The 19,435-nt window shown below is 25.7% G+C and carries 17 protein-coding genes and 1 riboswitch; of the genes, 8 read left to right on the forward strand and 9 right to left on the reverse strand.

The genetic code is table 4. The features are described 5' to 3' along the window. Window positions 1-15 precede the first annotated feature (15 nt). From mgtA to AAHM98_RS04860, 6 genes are all read right to left on the reverse strand, one after another. Window positions 16-2,736 (reverse strand): magnesium-translocating P-type ATPase, encoded by a 2,721-nt coding sequence (mgtA, locus tag AAHM98_RS04835; protein ID WP_425289583.1) that lies wholly within the window; start codon window positions 2,734-2,736, stop codon window positions 16-18. A gap of 106 nt (window positions 2,737-2,842) precedes the next feature. After that, a riboswitch (M-box (ykoK) riboswitch) is annotated at window positions 2,843-3,011 on the reverse strand. A 172-nt stretch (window positions 3,012-3,183) separates the two neighbouring features. Then, a complete protein-coding gene (locus AAHM98_RS04840) occupies window positions 3,184-3,987 on the reverse strand; it encodes a hypothetical protein (RefSeq protein WP_342275771.1) in 804 nt (267 codons plus the stop codon). Between the two features lie 440 nt (window positions 3,988-4,427). Then, the gene (locus AAHM98_RS04845; protein ID WP_342275772.1) at window positions 4,428-6,614 is read right to left on the reverse strand and encodes an ATP-dependent helicase; all 2,187 of its coding nucleotides are present in this window, start codon (window positions 6,612-6,614) and stop codon (window positions 4,428-4,430) included. Window positions 6,615-6,650: 36 nt separating this feature from the next. After that, on the reverse strand, window positions 6,651-7,343 hold the full coding sequence (locus AAHM98_RS04850; protein ID WP_342275773.1) for an RDD family protein: 693 nt from the start codon (window positions 7,341-7,343) through the stop codon (window positions 6,651-6,653). 7 nt (window positions 7,344-7,350) lie between these two features. Then, window positions 7,351-8,349, reverse strand: coding sequence for a glycosyltransferase family 2 protein (locus tag AAHM98_RS04855; protein ID WP_342275774.1), 999 nt, complete (start codon window positions 8,347-8,349; stop codon window positions 7,351-7,353). Window positions 8,350-8,439: 90 nt separating this feature from the next. Then, window positions 8,440-9,192 carry a hypothetical protein gene (locus AAHM98_RS04860; protein WP_342275775.1) on the reverse strand — a complete coding sequence of 251 codons (753 nt, stop codon included), beginning with the start codon at window positions 9,190-9,192 and terminating at the stop codon, window positions 8,440-8,442. A 436-nt stretch (window positions 9,193-9,628) separates the two neighbouring features. Between AAHM98_RS04860 and AAHM98_RS04865 the strand changes: the two genes are divergently transcribed. Next, on the forward strand, window positions 9,629-9,874 hold the full coding sequence (locus AAHM98_RS04865) for a hypothetical protein (protein ID WP_342275776.1): 246 nt from the start codon (window positions 9,629-9,631) through the stop codon (window positions 9,872-9,874). Between the two features lie 104 nt (window positions 9,875-9,978). Further along, window positions 9,979-10,218, forward strand: coding sequence for a hypothetical protein (locus AAHM98_RS04870; RefSeq protein WP_342275777.1), 240 nt, complete (start codon window positions 9,979-9,981; stop codon window positions 10,216-10,218). Window positions 10,219-10,303: 85 nt separating this feature from the next. Here the strand turns inward: AAHM98_RS04870 and AAHM98_RS04875 are convergent, their stop codons facing one another. Further along, complete coding sequence (locus tag AAHM98_RS04875; RefSeq protein WP_342275778.1) at window positions 10,304-11,932, reverse strand: YhgE/Pip family protein; 1,629 nt, start codon at window positions 11,930-11,932, stop codon at window positions 10,304-10,306. Window positions 11,933-12,021: 89 nt separating this feature from the next. On the opposite strand from AAHM98_RS04875, the gene tpx reads away from it, so the two are divergent. Further along, on the forward strand, window positions 12,022-12,528 hold the full coding sequence (gene tpx, locus AAHM98_RS04880; RefSeq protein ID WP_342275779.1) for a thiol peroxidase: 507 nt from the start codon (window positions 12,022-12,024) through the stop codon (window positions 12,526-12,528). 152 nt (window positions 12,529-12,680) lie between these two features. Here the strand turns inward: tpx and rmuC are convergent, their stop codons facing one another. Then, the gene (rmuC, locus tag AAHM98_RS09020; RefSeq protein ID WP_425289606.1) at window positions 12,681-12,869 is read right to left on the reverse strand and encodes a DNA recombination protein RmuC; all 189 of its coding nucleotides are present in this window, start codon (window positions 12,867-12,869) and stop codon (window positions 12,681-12,683) included. A gap of 347 nt (window positions 12,870-13,216) precedes the next feature. Further along, window positions 13,217-13,513 carry a hypothetical protein gene (locus tag AAHM98_RS04885; protein WP_342275780.1) on the reverse strand — a complete coding sequence of 99 codons (297 nt, stop codon included), beginning with the start codon at window positions 13,511-13,513 and terminating at the stop codon, window positions 13,217-13,219. 1,260 nt (window positions 13,514-14,773) lie between these two features. Between AAHM98_RS04885 and AAHM98_RS04890 the strand changes: the two genes are divergently transcribed. The 5 genes from AAHM98_RS04890 to AAHM98_RS04910 are packed head-to-tail and all read left to right on the forward strand — an operon-like array spanning window position 14,774 to window position 19,402. After that, complete coding sequence (locus tag AAHM98_RS04890; protein ID WP_342275781.1) at window positions 14,774-15,007, forward strand: hypothetical protein; 234 nt, start codon at window positions 14,774-14,776, stop codon at window positions 15,005-15,007. After that, window positions 14,988-15,305 carry a hypothetical protein gene (locus AAHM98_RS04895; protein ID WP_342275782.1) on the forward strand — a complete coding sequence of 106 codons (318 nt, stop codon included), beginning with the start codon at window positions 14,988-14,990 and terminating at the stop codon, window positions 15,303-15,305. Before AAHM98_RS04890 ends, AAHM98_RS04895 begins: the two co-directional genes overlap by 20 nt. Window positions 15,306-15,319: 14 nt before the next feature. Next, complete coding sequence (locus tag AAHM98_RS04900; RefSeq protein ID WP_342275783.1) at window positions 15,320-17,014, forward strand: hypothetical protein; 1,695 nt, start codon at window positions 15,320-15,322, stop codon at window positions 17,012-17,014. Window position 17,015: 1 nt separating this feature from the next. Then, window positions 17,016-17,936, forward strand: coding sequence for a hypothetical protein (locus AAHM98_RS04905; protein WP_342275784.1), 921 nt, complete (start codon window positions 17,016-17,018; stop codon window positions 17,934-17,936). Then, on the forward strand, window positions 17,924-19,402 hold the full coding sequence (locus AAHM98_RS04910) for a hypothetical protein (RefSeq protein WP_342275785.1): 1,479 nt from the start codon (window positions 17,924-17,926) through the stop codon (window positions 19,400-19,402). Before AAHM98_RS04905 ends, AAHM98_RS04910 begins: the two co-directional genes overlap by 13 nt. The last annotated feature ends 33 nt before the right edge of the window (window positions 19,403-19,435 follow it).

Below are 19,435 nucleotides of genomic sequence, written 5' to 3' on the forward strand. Positions count from 1 at the left end.
TAAAAATATTTAATATTATAATCAGCGTTTATTAACTTTAATATAAAACATTTTCAACAATTGACTTGCAAAGAAGTATACTACTACTACCCCTGCTAAATAAGCATAAAATATTGGTGGAATTGTTGTTAAACCAATAGTAGTTCCCAATGCTGTATAAGGAATTAAAATCCCAATTCCGGTAATTAAAACGGTAGTACTGAATAACTGCCACGATGGACGACTTTGTAAAAAGGGGATTTTTGAAGTTCGTAACAACTGGACAATTAAGGTTTGACTAGTAATTCCTAATATAAATCATCCTGTTTGAAATAATGATATTCAGTATAAAGCATCTGTTCTTGATGAATTACTATAGTTACTAAAAATATGTAAACCATATCCTAAAAATAAGAAGGTGGTTATATCGAAGAGCGAACTTAAAGGTCCATTTCAAAAGGCAAATGGTAAAATACTCTTAGTATCTCACTTTTGTGGTTTAGCCACAAAGTCATTATCAACACGATCTCAAGGAATAGCTAATTGAGAAATATCATATAACAAGTTTTGCAATAACAATTGAATAGCCATCATTGGTAAAAATGGTAACCAAATTGAAGCAATTAAAATACTTAGTGAATTACCAAAATTAGAAGAAATAGTAATTTTAATATATTTCAAAATATTACCAAAGGTAATACGACCACTAATAACACCTTGTTCTAGAACTTCTAAATCTTTTTCTAATAAAATAATATCAGAAGCTTCTTTTGCAATATCAGTGGCACTATTGACTGAAATCCCCACATCAGCATGATGTAAAGCAACAGCATCATTAATCCCGTCACCTAAGAATCCAACAGTATGGCCATTTAGTTTTAAAATATCAATAATGCGTGCTTTTTGTAATGGATCCATTTTAGCAAAAATAGTTGTCTTATCAACAATAGTACGTAAAAGTTGGTCATCCATATTTTCAATATCAGAACCCAATAATGGAACACCAGGAGTTAATCCTACTTTTCTACAAATGGCTTTAGTAACAATTTCATTATCGCCAGTTAAGATTTTAACTGCTACACCATGTTGATTCAATGAGTTAATAGCTTTAATAGCGCTTGGTTTGGGTACATCTAAAAAACCAACATATCCTGATAAAATTAAGTTTTCTTCATCACTAATTTTAAAAATTTTTTTATCACTCGTAAATGGTTTATAGGCAATAGCAATTACACGTAAACCATCATTATTAAGGTCAACACTTAATTTTAAAACATTATCTTTAATTTTATCAGTTAATGTAATAACTTTGCCACCAATATCAACTTGTGTACAAATTTTTAATAGTTCTTCAACAGCACCCTTACAAATTAAAGTGTTAGTTACTTTATCTTTTGATACAACAACTGACATTCTACGTCGTGCAAAATCAAAAGGAATTTCGTCAATTTTACGATATGGCATAATATCAGTAACGCTATTATGATGAGCTTTAATATGTTCAACAATTGTCTTATCAATATTATTTTTTAATCCTGTTTGAAAAGAACTGTTTAAATAAGCCATTGCTAACACTTTCTCTGATTCAACGCCATCAGGATTTAAATGTTTAACTAATTCAATACGGTCTTCAGTTAATGTCCCAGTTTTATCGGTACATAAAATATTCATGGCACCGAAATTTTGAATACTAGTTAAATTTTTAACAATAACTTTTTTACGTGATAGTTTGACAGCACCTCGTGCTAGATTGGCACTAATAATCATTGGTAACATTTCTGGGGTAATACCTACAGCAACCGAGATTGAAAAAATTAACGCAGTTAAGATATTTCCTTTAGTAAAAACATTAACAATAAAAATTAATGGTACCATTACACACATAAAACCAACTAAAATATAACTTACTTTTTTGATACCTTTATTAAAACTAGTAGTAGGACGTTTTCCTGTGACAGCACTAGCAATCGAACCAAAGTATGTATTAGCACCTGTCGCCATAACAATGGCAATAGCACCACCAGAAACAACACTAGTGCCCATAAAACATAAGTTCTGCAGTTCCAAGATACTACTTTTCTTAGCATCGTTAGTAGGGTCAATAGCATGCTTTTCTACTGGTAAGGTTTCACCTGTTAAAGCTGCTTGGTTAATAAATAAATCAGCTGATGCTAAAATTCGAACATCAGCAGGAATCATGTCACCTGAAGATAAGAAAATAATATCACCAGGCACTAAGTTTTCGATTAGTATTTCTTGGGTAAAATTTGAAACGCTATTTAAATCATTAAAATTAATATTTTTATTTTGGTCCTGAAATCGAAAGACACTGGCGGTTGTTTCAATTAACTGTCGTAATTTTTCTGATGATTTATAGGAACGATAATCTTGAAAATAAGAAATAAAGACACTCATTACAATCATTACTAATACAATAATAGCACTATATAAATCAACTTTACGATCATTACTATTATCAAGGACACTATAACTAATAAAATTATAAATAACAATTAACGTTAATATAATAATAAATGGATTAATAATATTATGAACTAATTTTTTGTACCAGACAAAACGTTTATGAGAAAAAATGTTTTTTCCATTTTCTTTGATTCTATCTTCAACATCATCAAATTTTAAACCTTTCATCCTACCATTTAATTTTGTGATGGCTTCTTCTTTTGACATTTGGGAGAATTGTTTAAACATAGTAGTTGTTTTTTGTTCTTTATGTTTCGTCTTTCAAAAGTGCATGACAGAAAACCCCATTTCTAAACTTATTTACTTTAATTGTATACTATAAATAAAAGGACTTTATTCAAAGAGAATAAAGTCGTGACAATTGCAAAAATAGCAGACATTAATATTCCCTCGTTACAGAATGAGCACGATATAGCTTAGGTATCCTACCAGCTACGTTAGCAAAAGCCTTAATCCGACTGTTGCTGTGTTGACCCATAAAATGTCTTTGGACATAGGATGGGCAGTAGCGTATTTCTATAAAGGAGCCTTTCTGAACAGAATATAATTATTAGTTTTTAAAATACAAGTTATTTATAACAGAATTAAAAGCAAACATCAATCAATTTAGAATAGAATAATTTTTTGGTACCATTAAGCATTAATTTAATTGAACCATACTTTTAAATTAGCGATAATGAATTTGATAAAAGGGAAAATAGATGAATATTTTTTATAATTTTATCAATTATCAGGTGCTGATAGTTGATTAATTTTTCTTATTGACAATAGATTATTTAATCAACAAAATAAGAAAATAAAACTAACAATTACAACTAAAATTCCAATTGAAATACCAATCATTTCACCAAGACCTTCTTTAAAATTTAAGAATTGATAAGGGTAAGAATAATTAATTACTCATTTTCCATCATGAAATACTACTTCGCCTACTAATGAACCTTTAATTAAAGCATTAATAAAAAATAAAAACGGGAAGATTAACATATAAGGTAATTTTTTAAATGCTAATTGTTTATAAGTAACCGGCTGACTACTAGGAGTTACTAAGAATAAGACAATTACTCCTAAAGGTACTATTAAATGTAAAAGAATACTACTCACAAAAGTCATATTATCTAAAATTCCGATTTTATTATTTTGTGCTTGAATCGGTAATAGTGCTAAAAAGTAAGTAATAAAAATAGTACTAGCATAAACTACTGTCGCTAAACGGAAATAATAATTAGAATATTTATTTTCATTTTCTTGATTGTGAAATATAATCAATAGAATTAATAAGACAATGATAATGATATTAGTTTCAATACTAAAGTATGATATTCCTGTTCATAAAAACATAGCCGGATTAAGTGAGTATCATAAACCATGAACATTTTCAAGAAGAAAAGTACTATCTTTATTTCAACCATTTAACTGATTAGCACCAGCAACAAAAGTTTGAATCATGGCATATAAACTTACAATAATAGTTAGTATCTTAATGAATAGTTTTCAATCATATAAATATTTTTTTCAATTCATTGTTTTACTCCTATCTTATATAACCTAATATTGTAATTATAACTACTTTTGCACGTTTATGTGTTAATTATGCATTGTGCATGAATTATCTAAAAAGTAATTTGAAGTTGTTAATAAAATTATCCATGATTACCAGTAACAAGTTCGGCGATTGTTGCTCCTGTAGTGCCAATATAACTTAATTCAACTTGATATATAAGAGAGGGTGTCACCTCTAAGTTAGAATAATTGGTATGCTATTGATAAGAAGTACCGTTTTGCTATTAAAAATAAAATCAGTTCACTAACACAGTAACTAAAAAGACTTTTAGACTTTCCAAAACCAACAAATTTCTTAATTTTAAACTTAATAATCGCTGACATATATAAATGAATCTCACATACTAATTAAAAATGTCTATTACTAGTAATAGACATTTTTAATATTTAAGAACAGAATATTATACAAACTTTTTAATTGCATTATGAGTAGCGCTAAGGATACGTATACCACCATTATTTTTATGAAAAGCAACTTGAATTTTGTCACCAATTAGTTTAGTGATTACTCCTTTACCAAAAATTTCATGAACAATAATATCTCCAACTTTTCAATCATTACTAATAGCTTGGTTATTGTCTTTGTTTGCATCAAATTTAAAATAATTAAATTTTGAATTACTACGATTCTGGTAACTTTCCGCCATCTCTTGGTGTTCATTATTAATTATTTTTAAATGGGTAATATCTAAATCTTTTAAAAAGCGTGATGGTTGTTTCATAGCATTTAAAAAAAATGAAAAACCATCAGCACTTGATAAAAATAAATATTTTTTAGCTCTGGTAATAGCAACATAAAATAGACGACGTTCTTCTTCAATTTTATTATCTTTATCATTATTTTTACTATGACCTGGTAAGATACCTTCGTTAATACCTATAATAAAAACAACATCAAATTCTAGGCCTTTAGCACTATGAATAGTCATCAAACTGACAGCTTTTGCATTACTATTTTCATCTAAGTCAGTATATAAACTTGCTTCTTGTAAAAAAGAAGTAAGCAAAGCAGTTCCTTTTGTTTCATTAGTACTATCAAAATCTAATAATTGTGTCAATAATTGTTGTAAGTTTTGAATTCGCTCAGTTTCCAAGTTTTCCTCTAATGTTTTTAAATAATTAGTTTCTGCTAATACTTGTTCTGTTAATTTATGTAATGAGGTAACATCTTCAATATTTTTTTGGATATCACTAATTAATTTAATTAATGGTTGTAAGTGTTGACGGTAATTTTTTGGTAAGTTGTATTGATACTGAAATAAATATTCATTTAGACTTAATGAATTTTGTTTAGCTAGTTCTAATAAATGGTCAATAGCTTTAGGACCGATTTTTGGTGTAGCATTCAAAATACGAACCATTGATAAATTATCGTTTCAAGCAATAACTTTTAAGTATGCTAAAATATCTCTAATTTCCTTACGTTCGAAAAATTTGTAACCACCAAAAATTTTATAGTTAATATTATTATTAATTAATGCTTGTTCTAAATCTTTTGATAAATAATTATTACGATATAAAATTGCAATATTATTTAAACCTAAATGATATTTTAAATGAATTTTTTTAATACTTGTAGCAACTCAATGCGCTTCTTGAGTACTACTGCTAGCATGATAAACAACTACTTCACTACCCATATCATTTTTAGTAAATAAGGATTTATCAATTCGTTGGACATTATTTTTAATTAAACTATTAGCAATGTTTAAAATTTTAGTGGTACTTCTAAAATTTTCATTTAAAATAAAAGTTTGGGTATTAGGGAATTTTTTAGTAAAATTTAAAATTAAATTAATATTAGCACCCCTTCAACTATAAATAGTTTGGTCTGGATCACCAACTACTGTGATATTATTATGATTTGTAGAGAGGGATAATAATAAACTATATTGAATATCATTAGTATCTTGAAACTCATCAACTAAAATAAAACTAAATTGGTCTTGTCATTTTTTTAAGACATGAGGGAATTCTTTAAACAAACGTTGTACTAACAATAATAAATCATCAAAATCTAAACAAGAATTACTTGTTTGATATTGTTTATATGATTCATAAACTTTAGCTCGTAAAATTCATTGGTCTTGATTTTGATAATCGTTTACTAATTCATCATAAGTAGTATGATGATTTTTTCAATTAGAAATACTGCTACTTAATAATCTTAATTCTGCCAAATCAACTTTATTTGAGAATTCTTTTTGATAAATATCTTTTAAAATTTTTCGTTGGTCTTCTTGGTCAATAATATTAAAACTATTATTAATTTTTAAATTATGAATATCTTTTCGTAAAATTTTAGCACATATTGCGTGATAAGTAGCAATGGTAACTTTGATATCATCATTTTCTAATAACTGTACTACTCGAAGTTTCATTTCTTTGGCTGCTTTATTTGTAAATGTTAAAGCTAAGATCTTTTCGCTTGGTATTTTTATTACATTAATTAAATAAGCAATTTTATAAGTCAAAACACGAGTTTTTCCCACTCCAACTCCAGCAATAATACGGCATGGTCCATCAATATTAATAACTGCTTGCAATTGTTGGTCATTAAGATTGTTAAGAAGTTTATTTTTATCCATTTTTTGGTGTCCTTAAATTAGTAAATATCGATACGTTTAAAGATTATGAATATTTTCTAATTCGTCATCACTAATATTACCTGGTTGGCAGAACACTAAGTGGATATGTGGTTCATTATGTTTTTTTTGTTTAACATTTATTTTTTGGATAATCGGGTTTTTATTAATAACATAAGTTTTAGCACGACGGTCATAAAACAATTGGTGATATTTGTCAATTTTCGTTACAATCATGATACCACAATATCAAGCAAAATCAAAACTAACCACAATACGAATAAGAATATTTATTCAAAAATTTAAAGTATTATTAGGTTTAATAGTAACAATATTTATGTTAAAAGTCAATCTCAGAAATAAAATTATTCCCATCGTTAGACCTAATGGAATAAAAACCAAAAACATTTCCCGATAAAAAAGTTGCTTTAAAGTTAGGTTTTCATTATTATCATTTACTAACTTAATTTGTAAAATTAATTTACCTAACGTTCGACCATGTCATTTTCAAGGAACAATAACAAAATAGATAGTAACAATAACAATATTAATAATAAATACAAGCATGATTTTTCATCATTCTTGATTAGTTTTATCACCTAAATAGATTCCTAAACCAATTACTAGTGGGATAATACTAACAATAATTACATCAAAAATACGAGCTGTAAGGCGCTTTCATGTTTGAGCGATTTTATAAGTTTCAGTTAAGGGCTTGTTTTTGTTGTTCATAGTTTTTTTACTCTCAATATTTTGAATCATCCACAATTTTATTTTCACGACAATATGTTTTAACATACTTACTTAAATCAAGGCAATACGTCGTGAACACATCGTATTTATTAATAGTTTTTAAATAAGGATTTTTAAGAAAATTTTTATAACGAAAATCAATGGTATCTTTAACACGATTATAAGCTTTTTGAATTAGTAATGGCTTTTTGGTAATACTAATAAAACGTAAGAATGTATACAAATAATAACGAACAAAGGCATATTCTAGTTCATCATGTAATACTTTTTTAATTTTTTGGTTATTATAATAGTTTAAAATATGTACTCACTGATTTAACAAATCAAAGGTATTATCATGTTCTAAAGAATTAAATTTACAGGTAATTAATGTATCAATAATAGCATAATATTCTGTACAATGCGCTAAAAACGAGTAAAGAAATAAACTATCAAATTGAATTTCTTTACGAAATTGGATTTCATGTTCTCTAATAATACGTAATTTCATTACTTTCGTACTTAAAATTGGTGATGTTAAAGCATAAACGCTTTTTCCCTTAGGTGTATTTAATTGATACAACTCATTAGTTTCGATTCTAATTGTTGAATGGAAAACGGAATTAGCATCTAATTCATAATGAACACGATATTCAATGCAATCAATTTTGGGATTTTTTTCTAATGTTTGTGTAATAAGCAATACAAAATTAACATTTGGAATTTCAGTTGGATTTAAAACAATTACATATTCTCCTCGTGCATATTTTAATCCTAAATTACGACCAATGGAAATGCCACTACTTTGAAAATAAGTAATAAGAACTAGTTGCTCTGAATATAATTTAAAAAACTTAGACATTACTTCTAAGTTTTCATTGTCAATTCCATCATCAATAACAACAATTTCAAAATCAGAACTTTTTTGTTGGAATATATTTTCTAATCAATAGTTTAAAACTTTTGATTCAATAGCTGTTGTATTTAAAATAAAACTTAGCAACATAACATTCCCTTTCTTGTTTCTCCTTTAATTATAACATTACTTAATTCTTTTGTTTAATAAAAACCAAAATAAGTAATTAGTTATAGAATATTATTTATCGTTGAAACGTTCTTGTTTTTCGATAACAGAGGAATATAATTTCTCATCATTTAAATTATACTTTAAATTTTTTTTATTACTCAATTTTAGTGGTAAGCTGCCCGCTTCTTTTACTTTTTTCCTATTAGTTTTACTAATTAATTTTGTTGTTTGTTTTTCTAAAGCACATATTTTTTTGGTTTCAAATCTTTCTATTTTTAATAAAAAACTACTAATGAATTTTTTATAAGAATTAACATAGTAACGTAATAGTTTCTTATTCTGCGCATGATTATGATATTTAAGTAAAATACAAACATAATTTAATTCCTTATCTTTTTCTTTAGCAACAATTGTATCAAAGAAACTTTGGTAGTTATGACTTAAATTATATTCTTGACCCTTAACAGGACTATGATAAGTAGTAAAACCTAAATTACCTGTGGTATTATAATATTTAAAACCAGCAACGCGTGTTGTTTTTTGCCCATGGGGATGTTCTTGCGATTTAATATCTGAAATTTTAAAAATATTATCGTCATCAAAATCTAAAAAATAACAATAAATCTTATGAGTAAAATCAGTTTTTGTTTTAAATGATATGTATAAATCAATTTTAGCTTCATAATTTAATTTATCAAAGGTGCTAACATAAGGTTGATAAAAATCATATTTTTTTTCAATAATTTCTCAACTTTTATTTTTAGTAATTACCTTTTCAATTTCATCAATACAAATACTTGTTTTTAAAATATTTTTTTTCATAATCACTTGCTCCAATCTTTACTTATATCATAATCTAGTAACTATTTTATCAAATTATAATTTAATAGTGTGATAAGACGAATTATAGGTTTGAATAAAGTTTTTGTTGGTCGTAGGGTCTAATCTAAATCAAATAAAACAGTTAAATAAAAGTTAATGAGTATATTGTTTTAATGGTTTTACTAGAAATTTTCTTTAATAATCATACTTATCAAGTTTAGACCAACAACAATTTTATTTATTCATTACACAGTTAATGTGTAAATTACTATATCTACTGCGAGCACAATTTAAAAGCATAAAATATACTCACTTCTTAAAAATTAAGGAGTTATGGTTTAAAATCATTGCTGAATTTAAAAGCATATGGTTTTTGATTTTAAAGATTTAAAAGCAAGGTATTGTTTGTCAAAACAACAAAAAGGAGTGATTATTTATGGATAATAACAATATTAGAGGAATAGCAGCAGAAACAACACGTGATAATGCTAGAACAACTTATCAAAATTTAGTAACAAGATTTAATGCTGAAGAAAGAAAAATTAACACTCTACATACAGAACTTACACGAGCAAGGGAAAGGATGAGGGTAGCAAGGAGTAACCGACTCAACAACAAACCCGTGCAACAACAGCAAATTCAGCATATTCTTATAGTACTGGAGCAGAAAGAGAGGCACTAAAATATAAATGAGAGGCAGCAGTAAAACGTTATGAGCATTTTAATGGTAAGAAAATACAAGCAGAACAAGAACATAATATATTAGAAACCAATTTCAATAATAGAGTGGCAGCCCTTAATAGGTTAAAAGATGAACGTAATAATGCTCAAACATATTATGATCAAGCAGCAAGAACGATTGATAATGTTTTAGGAAGACTTAATACAGCTCGAGCAGAACGAACAGAATTAGAACGAGTAAGAAATTGAAATAACTTAGCACGACAACAAGCAAATAGTAATAGTAGTAGTTCAAGTGCTAATGATAGTCCTAATACTTGAATGAATAAAAGATTTGGAAGATAAATTTTAAGGGACGTATCCCTAAGAAGGTAGTTAGTAAAAAATTATTTTTACTAACTACCTTTGTCAATTTTTGACCAATAAAGTCTTATTCGCCTTCTTCTAGCAAAGGAATGTTATTAGTTTCAATTAGTAATGTTTCTGGTTTATGATTTTCTCGTTTAGTTCCAAGTTGTTTATTATCACGTTTATCATACCATCAGTTAACTAATAATGACAATGGTACTAAAATTACCACAAATAGTAATAAACAACCAAGACTTCATAAAATATTAAGTGCATTAGGATTAATAAGAATTTCCCTTAATCCTTTAATAGCATAACTAAATGGTAACACGTGGTACATGACTTGAAAGAATCCTGGTTCAAGTTCCACGGGGAAAGTGCCACTTGATGATGAAAGTTGTAAAATCAATAAAATAACAATTAAAAATCTTCCTAAATCATGATTGCGGAACATATGAGCAATACTTTGAACTACTAAGTCAAAAACTATCCCAATACACCACATATATAATAATAATTGTCAACAACGACTTCATAAATCAGAACTATGGAATAGCAATAATAATGAAGTAGTTAAAATCGTTGATTGTACTAATCCAAACATGACCATTCATGCTGATTTACCTAAATAATTAGATCAGAACTTAGATTTATTTAAATCCTTATCACGAATGAAAGTAAAGGTTAATAATAAGGTTCCTACTCACATCCCGATACACATAAAGTACGGACCTAAACCAAAACCATAAGGTGATTTATCTTGTCCTTCAATGTTAATATTAAAATCAATAAAATTTAGTGGTGCTAGTAGTTCATGATTCATTCAATATGTATGTTCTAACTGTTTAATCTCCTTAATTTTATCATTGTTATCAACACTATTAATCCGAGTATTAAACTCATCAGCATGCGGACCTAGACCAGGAACGACAATTGATAAAAAACCATATAAGGTTTTAAAAGTTTGTTGAAACTTTTTATAACCATCAACACCGTCTTTAATAGCATTATTGTATCAATAATCAAAAATTTGGTCACTAATAACGACTGGTAAGAATTTACCAAAGATACTATCTTTTAAAGTATTTAATGCAAAATCATTAATTTCCCCTAAAATGGGACTAACTTTATATGAAGCTTCTAAACTAATTTTGGGACGATCAGTAATTTGATTAATCAAATTCCAAATCTTTTCAGGTTTTTTAATCTTATCTTCCACGATTTTTAAAGATTTACTAAAAAAAATATTAAAATCATTAGTAAAGTTTTTATCAACTATAATTTCTGTCAAAAATGTTTTATCATTTTTATGTTGTTGGTATGTTTCATCATTATCATAATAATAAACGGTAAAGGTTTTCTTCTCATTACTAATTTTTAAATCATTAATATTAAATTGATAAGCACCATATTTATTTTGTGAAATTCCATCTAAATTTAAATTATGCAAGTTAATAACACGGTTATCACTACCAGAAGCATCACTATACGTATCAGCGTTGACTAATGCAATAGGCAACTTATTAATATTACCTAAAGGATTAAAAAATGCTCACAAGGCAATAAAGGCATATAAGAAAGGAATAAAACATAAGGCAATACTTTTAACAATGGTTTTCCGATTTTTATATACGTGATTAGAACCTATTGTTTTAAAAGCAGTTTTAAATTCTTGATTACCATTTTTTATTGATTTTAAAAGTTTTTGCACAATTTTTACTCCTTAAGTTTTATTTATCACTAGTTTTTAGTTATAATAATATTATAAAATACATTTACTAAAAAGGAGAAATAAATATTATGGTTCAACTAACAATTAAGGGTAACCCTGTTCATATTAAAAATAATCCCATTAAGGTTGGCGATACATTAAATTTCACGGCAGTTGATAATGTCCTGTGTGAAATGAATTTAGCACAGTTTCCTCATCGCTTTAAAATCATTTCTAGTGTTCCTAGTATTGATACTAAAACTTGTGCTTTACAAACTGCATATTTTAATGTGGAAGCTGCTAAGTTACAAGAATTAACTGTTATTACAATTTCTAAAGATTTACCATTTGCGCAAAGTAGATTTTGTGAAAACTTAAAACTTAACAGTAATTTCCATATTTGAAGTGATTATCGTAATAATGAAAATAATTTTAGTAGCAAGACTAATTTATTAATTGATGAAACACAATTGTTAGCACGTAGTGTTATGGTACTAGATGCTAGTAATAAAGTTTTATATTTACAAATTGTCAAAGAAGTAAGTGATGAACCAGATTATGACCACATATTAAAGTTTCTTAAAACATTAAACTAATAAAGAAAACTTCTTTATTATTCATCTAAATCAAAGTCTTCTAATTTTTCTTGTTTATCCTTTATTTTATTAATAGTTATGTCAAGGTCCCTTATTATCTTTTCATTATCTAATAATTTCTTTTTAATTACTTCTCATCTAATGTTAAATCTTTAATAATCATCTTTAATTTCGTTAATTACTTTTTTAACTTTACTAATATTTTTATTCAACTCATAGTCTTTTTGAATTTGAGAAATAATATGGAATGAATAGGCTAAAGTAGTGGGTGAACAAATCCAAACTCGTTCACGAAATGAAACATCAAAAATCTCGGGAGTGTAACAAAAATCCGGAATTAATTATTCAATATTGTCTGATTATCATTTGAGACGAGAAATAATTAAGAATTTTTATGTAATTATAATTTAATAATACTCTTAATTATAAATAATTGCAATTAAAATAAAATGCATACAATAAAAATTGTAATAAATGATAAAATCACACTTAGATTATAAAAGGAGAATGAAAATATGAAAAAGAAAAAACTACAATTAATAACCGGATCACTATTTATTGTAACTATTTTAATTATGATTTCAGGATTTTTATTAATAAGTTTATATCATTTAAAAGAAATATGAACAATTAAACATTATAACGAGAAAATAATAATTAATTATAATGGATTTGATTTATTAAAACATTATAATTTAAATTCTATATTAGTAAATAATTGTAAATTTTCCAATAGAATTTCTGGACTTTGCACTATTCAAATTTCTAATCATCATTTATTATTGCAGTTACAAATTGGACTTATTTTACTAATAATTATAACTCCAATTTTAACTTTTATAATTATTATATTAACTAATTTCTTAATTATTGTCAAAATAAAATCTAAAATAAATAATAATTTTGAGATGCTATTAAAAATTGCGAAATAATTAATAATTACTATATACATTAAACCTAAAATCTTAAATTTATTTGTTGGCATTTAAAGATAATCATTTGCTTATATGTTTCAATACTATAAGTGCGATTACCAAGCATTGACTTTAAAATATGTCAAACATTACTTTCAGCATAACAACCAATATTTTCTTTACAAGATTGATTAGTAATGCCTTCTTTATTATTAAGAAAGTATTTTTTCTTTAGTTTTTTATGTTTTAAAGTTTTAAGATAATCAAGTAATTTATCATATTCACCATTTTCAATAAAATTTCTACAAGTATTATATTCTTGATAATACTTGCCTTTATTACCAGCAATAATGCCAAGATATAATACTTTAATTGAATGAAATTTATCTAAAATAAATTTGGCATTAAGATATTCAGCAGTTTTTTTAATTCAACCAGCACTATCACCACAAATAATTACTTGTGCTTGGTCAAAATTTTCAAAAAAAATGTTTTCCTTGTTCTAAAATAAAGTCAGCAGTTTTTCTAACACCAAGCACAGTTTTATTTAGTCTAATGATAACCTTTGCTCTTTTATTAACTAATGTATATGATTAATATTATCTGTATAAAATACTACTAATCGCATTGAATATTGATTAATTTTACGCTTGTATTCTCAAAATTTTGGGATCGTGGCAAAGATGTCGATAACTCATCATTTTTATAAATAGATTCCTTGCTAACCCTCATTACAATCTATATCAAAATTCACAAAAAGACGAGAAATAAGTATCGTCTTTTTTTGTAATTGTAAAATTTGCAAATTTTATAACCGTCTTTATCACTATTATCAACACGTGTTAGGGACATAAAACAGTGAACCATAACACAGTTGTTCAAAATAGTGGCTAGCATGTGGACTTGCATGTTGAAATAAAAAGTGGAGTGATACCTAACAAAATATACTAACCATTAATAATGGTAATCCTTGGGGTGGGAGCGGATTGGCAACTAGTATATATAGACCCGTTTTGGGAGACATACTGTAATTAGTTTTTTATTTAACAGCACTGCCACTTTCAGTGAGCAGTTGCTGTTTTATTTTTTTCATTTTTTTGGGCGAGTAACATAAATTTTAAAACTTGTAAAAAAAAATTAAACGGGGCTAGTTCAATATAAATATAACTTGCTAAATGCAAGTTATTAAAAACCAAAATGCTTTATTAAAAATAATACCTTTAATATTTATGATAATAATAATTATTGAATTTATAATTTAGAAAATATTAAAAAAGAATTAACTGGTGTGCAATTAAAAGAATTATTAAAACCATATATTAGATGATTATATGACATTTACTAATGATAAAAATGAAAATGAAATTATGTCCTTTATTTTAGCAACACCAAAAGCAATGAAAAGATATATGCTAGAAAATACAGTTGTTTATGTGCAAGAGATTACGGACGGTAAAGTTGGTAGAGCATATAAAGTTGGTGGTGAAGTATTGGGTCAATCAATTCCTTATATGTCAAAAAAAGAAACAACATCTCGTTGAATGAATGATGTGTGGTGTAATTAAAAGTGAAGTAAAAACTGACTTAAAATCTAAAATTACAAATTTAACATTAGATACTACGGCAAGAACAGATAAAAATAATAGAGATTTAGACACAAATATTTTATATACAAAAGAAATTAATGGTTTAAATCCAAGTTTAGAAACTCCTACAATTAAATATTTTAGTGATGACCAAGGTAAAAATATTATAAGTAATAATAAACAAAAAACTGGTGATTTATATGTAATTATTAGAACAAATATAAATGACCCAAATTATAAAGGTTCAACAAATCCTATTAAAATTAATCTTAAATAAGGAAAATTAATACTATGCCAATTGGTACTACTAGCACTGCTATAATTTTAAACATAAATAAACCAAAACATACTAGAATAAGTAAACAACAAGAAAATAAAAGTTGATGATTAGAAATTTTAGAAATGATTGGTGTACCAGTAATAGCAGTGGCACTTGCTCCTTTTACTGGTAGTTTAAGTGAAGAACTAGCACTTGGATTAGGTGCAAGTGACTTGCTTGCTAGTATTAGTGCAACAAGTATTGAATTTGCAACTGATTTTACTATTAATCAAGTTTATGATTATTTAAAAGGAAATGTAACAAAATTAAATACTTTTTTTAATTTATTACCAGCGTTTGCCGGACTTAATAAAATTACTCGTGGTATTCGTACTACTAAATTTATTAAACTAGCACAAAAAACTAAAACATTAGAAAAAATTGGGATTAAAGAAGCAAAAAATTTACAAGATGTTACTAATCAAGTAACAGGTAAAGAAATTTTAACAGATAAAATTATTGGTAAACAACGATATTTATTTAATTATTCAATTGCACCTAATCGTGAAACAATATTGCAAAACTTAGGTTATGTTGCTCAAAGACAATTTAAAAATAATTTTAAATATTTAGAAGCACAACAATTAAAAGATTATTTATCATTACAAAATTTATTAGTAAAATTAAATCCACAATTAGAAACTAAATTAAAAATTAAAGATATGGATAGAGTAAATAACTTTTTAAAACAATATAATATTGAATTTAAAGCAGTATTAAACATGAATCAACATGAATGATTAAATTTAGTTCATACTTTACAAATGCAAAATAAAGGTAAAGCGTTGATTTTAATTTTAGAACAAATACGTGCTAATGCAATCAAATTTAATTTTAAAAATAGTAGTATTCATAAATTTGTTTTAAAAACTAATAAAACTTTTAAATACTTTGACATTAGATTTTATTTAAGAAAAGGATTAAATAAATTTTGAAAAGATACACCTTATTTTGAAAAATTACGAGAGAAAATCTATAAATTACAAGAAAAATTTGAACAATTAGAAGAAAAAGCAATAGCAAAAATTAATAAATTAAAAGAAAAAGCAAGTGATTTATTTACTAGTGCTGAGAAAAAAGCAATTAAACATGCACAATTAATTCCATTAAATTCACCAGTATTTATGGGATGTAAAATTCAACCATTATCTCTAGATAAATGTGCTATTACTATTTATCATCGTAATCCTAAATATAAACCATTTGTTGTTATTGATACTTTTATTAAAGCAGAAACTTTCGTTACACAAGTACATCCTTTTCATTGATATCGCTGAAATAGTGGTTGATATATTGGTTATGGAGTTAATACTAATAAATGATTAAAAACAATTGCATTTGCTCCACCAGTTGTTCAACAGATTATAAGAGATGCTTTTAAGGTACATCGCGAAATATTAAGAATAGTAAGAACTTATCATAAAGTTATTAATGTTATTAATAATCCGATGGAAAATGTTACTAAATCTTTTAAAAGTGTTAGTTTAAAATTTGGAGTTTATACGTTGTTTGGTACTGGTTTATTACATCATTTAAAAAAATTTGCTTATAGTCAAGTGGTTGAAAAAGGTAAGAAAAAATTACAAAAAGAAATTATACATATAGCACATAGAAAAACTAAAAAACGTACTAAACATTATAAAAAAGCATTTTTTAAGGAATGATAATATGATAAAAGAACTTTGAACTGATATTAGTTTAGAAAATTATAATAAGTGATATCCATTAACCGGAACAATTGACGACACTCCACAACAATATGTAAATACATGACCAAATGCTAAGGAATGATTTACTACATTTGCTATTCGCGCACAAAATGATATTAATGCTTATCTTAATTTTATTTTATATAAATTTCCTTTTGATAGTTTTAAAGATAAATTACTTCAAGAAACATTAAGAGATATGGTTTACGTAATGGTGGAACATTGAGTATTTAATCGTACTCCAATTGAATTTAATGTTGATACTAATATTCAATTTAATAATGGTACACAATTTAGTGCTAGTAGTATTCCAACAATTAATGTGTGAGATTTAGCACCAAGTAGAATGAAAATTCTATCTCAATTAACGCAATTAAAAGAGCTCCTAATGAGTTATGATGAACAAGAAATTGATGTTGATAAAATTGATTTAGAAGCATTTTATACCAGAAATCAAGTAGATGAATTAATTGATAATGAAAAAGAACAAAGAATTAGTGGTGACAAAGATAATCATGATTTTATATTAACTAAACAAATAAAATTATATGATGATGTTATAAGTAAAAATGAACATGAAGTATTTCGTGGAGCAGTTACTAAACTTGTAAATAAAAGTTATGTAGCAACTGAATATAACCCCGAAACTGAAACAATGGTTTTAAATTGACCAAGTGAAATTGGTACATTACCACCAGAAGCATTACAAAATAATCCACAAGAGGGTGATTTTACCCATGCTGCAACTGCTGATTTTTCTGCTAAACAACAAAAAAGGATTACTAGTAATGAAAATAATATTAAGTTAGCAAATAAAGAAATTGAAAGTATTAAAAATAATTGATTTAATATTGAAACAAGTCCTTTATGAAAAAAGTAGAAAATGAAAACATAGAATTACAAAAATGATATGTAATAAGTTGAGTAATTAATTACAATTATGATATTGGTAATTTAGTTAATTTTAGAAGAACTACTAAAGTATTTTTATCTGTTCTAGATGAAGATATTGCTAAGGGTATATTTACTTTATATTCCATTTTTTATGTAGATGAATTAGGTACAAAAAGATTGGAAAAAGGCGTAAGAATAGCTTTTGATACAAATAATAAACAGTTTACTTCATTTGGTTATAATCACCCACAATATACACCTAATACTGGTGCAATGATTGAAAAAATATATCAATATCAAGGTTTTGGCACTCCAACTGAATTTATAGCAGAAACTAATAATGATGATAACTATTATACTAAACAAGAAACTAATGAACTATTAGATAAAAAACAAGATAAATTAACTGCAGGTACTAATATAACTATTAAAGATAATATTATTAGTGCAAGTGGTGGTGAAGTAGATTTATCTAATTATTATAAAAAAGAAGAAACTAATAATTTATTAGATAAAAAAGAAAGTATTGAAAATCATAATAATGATATAAAATCAGTAGAATTAAAAATTAGTCAACTTCATACTGAAGTAACTAATAATATGAATATTATAGTTTTAAAACAAAATATTAAAGATGATAATTTACAAACTACTGATAAAACTATTACTGGTGCTATTAATGAAAATAAAACTAATATTGATAAAAAACAAGATAAATTAACTTTTAATAATCAATTTAAAAATGAAAATAATACAATTTCATTAGATACAGAAATAGTATTTAATAAATTAAATATTTCTAATGTGAATACAATTGATAAAACTGTTAGTGGGGCAATTAATGAGATATATAAATTAATACCTAAATGAAAAAAAGTAGGAGAAAAAGTAAATGATTATAATTTTATTAGATATAATTTTAAATTAAATACTTTATATAAAGTTAGTTATTCATGAAATGCAAGTGATAAAGGTGCAATAATTTTTAAAACATTTTTATGAAAAGGAGATACTACCGTATTAGATTATACTTTTTGAAATGAGAAAAGTAAAAAATATGATGTTGTATTAGTTGCAGATAAACCTACTCAACCACAAAATTTAAACGGGGTTTATATTAATTCATTTAATTCTTCAAATGAACCAGTTACTATTAGTGTTGGTGAAATAATTTCATTAGAAGAAGAAGTAAAAGAAAATACTTATGAAATTAAAAGTAATACATTAGATATTAAACAACCTAAAAATATTAATATTACTAAACCTTTACATATTAATTCAAATACTTTAAATATTAAAGAAATAGCAGAAAATACTTTTGGTATTGAATTAAAATCAAATCCAATACCAACACCTTGTCCATGTCCAAAATGAAAAGAAGTAGCCCTTAGTACAGATGGTTTTACTATAAAATATGATTTAAAAGAAAATACAAAATATCGTATTTATTAAAATTGTTCTAAAATACCAGTTACGATTTTAGAG

The organism is Spiroplasma endosymbiont of Nebria brevicollis, from assembly GCF_964030895.1.
Classification (GTDB): domain Bacteria; phylum Bacillota_I; class Bacilli_A; order Mycoplasmatales; family VBWQ01; genus Spiroplasma_E.